The organism is Sandarakinorhabdus rubra (assembly GCF_010994245.1).
GTDB lineage: Bacteria > Pseudomonadota > Alphaproteobacteria > Sphingomonadales > Sphingomonadaceae > Sandarakinorhabdus > Sandarakinorhabdus rubra.
In genome coordinates this window covers 1-2,961 of sequence record NZ_WMHO01000273.1, presented here as the reverse complement: position 1 = coordinate 2,961, position 2,961 = coordinate 1, and the positions used below count along the sequence as shown (strand labels likewise).

Annotated in this window: 4 protein-coding genes; 3 read left to right on the top strand and 1 reads right to left on the bottom strand. The window is 70.2% G+C overall.

The features are described from left to right. Positions 1–287, bottom strand: a 287-nt coding sequence (locus GJV64_RS13200) for a zinc-ribbon domain-containing protein (RefSeq protein ID WP_205599633.1), incomplete at its 3' end; no start/stop codon positions are given. 97 nt (positions 288–384) lie between these two features. Between GJV64_RS13200 and serS the strand changes: the two genes are divergently transcribed. The 3 genes from serS to GJV64_RS13185 form a co-directional block, all read left to right on the top strand. After that, complete coding sequence (gene serS, locus GJV64_RS13195; RefSeq protein WP_164157794.1) at positions 385–1,662, top strand: serine--tRNA ligase; 1,278 nt, start codon at positions 385–387, stop codon at positions 1,660–1,662. Positions 1,663–1,665: 3 nt separating this feature from the next. After that, positions 1,666–2,442: a 5'/3'-nucleotidase SurE gene (gene surE, locus GJV64_RS13190; RefSeq protein WP_164157793.1), complete on the top strand. Its 777-nt coding sequence runs from the start codon at positions 1,666–1,668 to the stop codon at positions 2,440–2,442. A gap of 164 nt (positions 2,443–2,606) precedes the next feature. Next, a partial coding sequence (locus GJV64_RS13185) for a M23 family metallopeptidase (RefSeq protein WP_235927756.1) occupies positions 2,607–2,961 on the top strand: 355 nt, incomplete at its 3' end.

Here is a 2,961-nt window from a genome sequence, read left to right as displayed (position 1 = left end):
GCCCCCAGCGCCACCGCCAGCAGCCATTTCAGCACCGGGGCACGCGGCGGCGCCTCGGCCGGTTCAGGCTCGGGTTCAGGCTGCGGATCGGGTTCGGGTTCGGGCGCCGGCGGCAGCCGGGCGACCCGCGCCTCCTCCTGCACGGCGGCAACCGCCTCGTCTTCATCGATCTCGTCGGCCGGGACCCAGCGGTGGCCGCACTCGGCGCATTTCAGCTTGGGCCGGCGCATCAGCACGCCCACGGGAACCTGGTATCTGGCGTCGCAGTTCGGGCAGGTGATGATCACCGCGCCACCATAGGCAGGCCGCCGCAGCGGGGGAAGGGGGCGCCTGATATGCCCATGCTTGCAGCCGGCTTCCGGGCAGGGCAAAGGCGGGGCCACCATGCATGACCTGAAGCTCCTGCGCGCCGACCCGAACGGCTTTGCCGCCGCCCTCGCCCGGCGCGGCGTGCCCGATGCCGCCACCGCCCTGCTGGCGGCCGACGAAGCCCGCCGCGCCGCCGAAACCCGGGCGCAGGAGGCGCTGGCCCGCCGCAACGCCGCCTCCAAGGACATCGGTGCCGCCATGGCCGCGCAGGACATGGCGCGCGCCGAGGCGCTGAAAGCCGAAGTGGCCGGGCTGAAGGACGAGATCGCTGCGCTGGAGTCCGCCGCGCGGGAGGCCGGCGCACATGCGGAAGACCTGCTGGCCAGCCTGCCCAACCTGCCCGCGCCGGACGTGCCCGATGGCACCGACGAGACCGGCAATGTCGAGGTGATGCGCTGGGGCAGCCCGCGCGCCTTCGATTTCCAGCCGCTGGAGCATGATATTGTCGCGGCGAAGCTGGGCTATGACCCGGAAGCGGCCGCCCGCGTCGCCGGCGCGCGCTTTGCGGTCCTCAAGGGCCCGCTGGCGCGGCTGCAGCGCGCGCTGGGCCAGTTCATGATCGACACGCAGACGCGGGCCCACGGCTTTGCCGAAACCTATGCGCCGCTGCTGGTGAACCGCGATGCCGCCTTCGGCACCGGGCAGCTGCCGAAGTTTGAAGAGGATGTGTTCAAGACGACCGACGGCCGTTACCTCATCCCCACTGCCGAGATGAGCCTGACCAACCTGGTGGCCGACGAGATCATCGATGCTGCCGCCCTGCCGATCCGCATGACCGCGCTGACGCCGTGTTTCCGCAGCGAGGCCGGCAGCGCCGGGCGCGACACGCGCGGCCTTATCCGCCAGCACCAGTTCGAGAAGTGCGAGCTGGTGACGATCTGCACACCCGACCAGGCCGAGGCCGAGCACGCCCACATGCTGCAATCGGCGGAAGCCATCTTGCAGGCGCTGAACCTGCCCTATCGCCGGATGCTGCTGTGCGCCGGCGACATGGGCTTTTCGGCGCGGAAGACCTATGACCTGGAGGTCTGGCTGCCCGGCCAGGGGGCGTATCGCGAGATCAGCTCCGTCTCCGACTGTGGCGATTTCCAGGGCCGCCGCATGAACGCGCGCTGGAAAGTGGCGGGCGAGAAGGGTAGCCGTGGCCCGGTCAACACGCTCAATGGCTCCGGCCTTGCCGTGGGCCGCACGCTGGTGGCGGTGATCGAGAATTACCAGCAGGCCAACGGCAGTGTCATCATTCCCGAGGTCCTGCTGCCCTACATGGCCGGCATCACCCGGCTGGAGCCCTGACCCATGCGTATCCTCGTGACCAATGATGACGGCATCAGCGCCCCCGGCCTCGTGGCGCTGGAGGCGATCGCGGCCGAACTGTCCAGCGATGTCTGGGTGGTGGCACCGGCCGAGGAACAGTCTGGCGCCGGGCACAGCCTCACCCTGTCGCAGCCGGTGCGTCTGCGCCAGCTGGGGCCGCGCCGGTTCGCCGTGCGCGGCACCCCCACCGATTGCGTGATGCTGGCGCTGGGCGCGGTGCTGGAGGATGCCAAGCCCGATCTGATCCTGTCGGGCGTCAACCGGGGCGGCAACCTCGCCGAGGATGTGACTTACAGCGGCACCGTGTCGGCGGCGATGGAAGGTTGCCTGGCCGGCGTGCGCTCCATCGCGCTGAGCCAGGTGATGATGGATTACACTGCCGGCATGGAGGATTTCACCTGCGCCACCGTTCACGGCGCCGGCGTGATCCGCCGCGTGGTCGCCACCGACTGGCCGGATGGCGTGCTGATCAACATCAACTTCCCGCCGGTGACCGCCGACCAGGTGAAGGGCGTGCGCGTCACCGAACAGGGGTTCCGCGACTATGGCAACATCCACCTCGTCAAGCGCATCGATCCGCGCGGCTTTCCCTATTACTGGCACGGCTTCGGCAAGGAAAAGCCCAGCCCGGGCCACGAGACCGACCTGAAGGCCATGCACGAGGCCTGCATCTCGGTGACGCCGCTGCACCTCGACATGACGCATTACCAGTCGATGGCCCGGCTGAAGGCAGCGCTGTCCGATCTCGCCGAGGCCTGATGCGGCGGGCGGGCGCCCTTCTGCTGCTGGCGTTGCTGACGGCCTGTTCGAGTGGGCGTTCCACGCGCGATATCGTCGGCCGCCCGGCACCTCGCCCTCCCCAAAGCACTGCCCCAAGCGCCGCACCAGCCGCCCGCCCGGCACAAGCCCCGGCGCCGCAGTCGGTGCCGCAGAAGCCGCGCCGCACCGACTGGGTGGCGCGCCGCGTGGTGCCCGATGCCGTCACCACGCCGCAGGGCCGCTTCCACGTCGTGAAATCCGGCGAGACCGGCATCGCCATCGCGCAGGCCTATGGCCTCCCCTGGCGCGAGATCATCGCGCTCAACAATCTGCAGGAACCGTTCCTGCTGCGCGTCGGCCAGCGCCTGCGACTGTCTGCAGCACCCCAACCGACCCAAACGCTAGAGGACCGCGCCCGCGCCTTCGACGTGACCATTGACGACGTGGTGACCGGCGGCCAGCCGGCGGCCGGCCGCAGCACGCCGGGGAGCGCCGAAACGCCGTCTGCCCTGCCCGCCG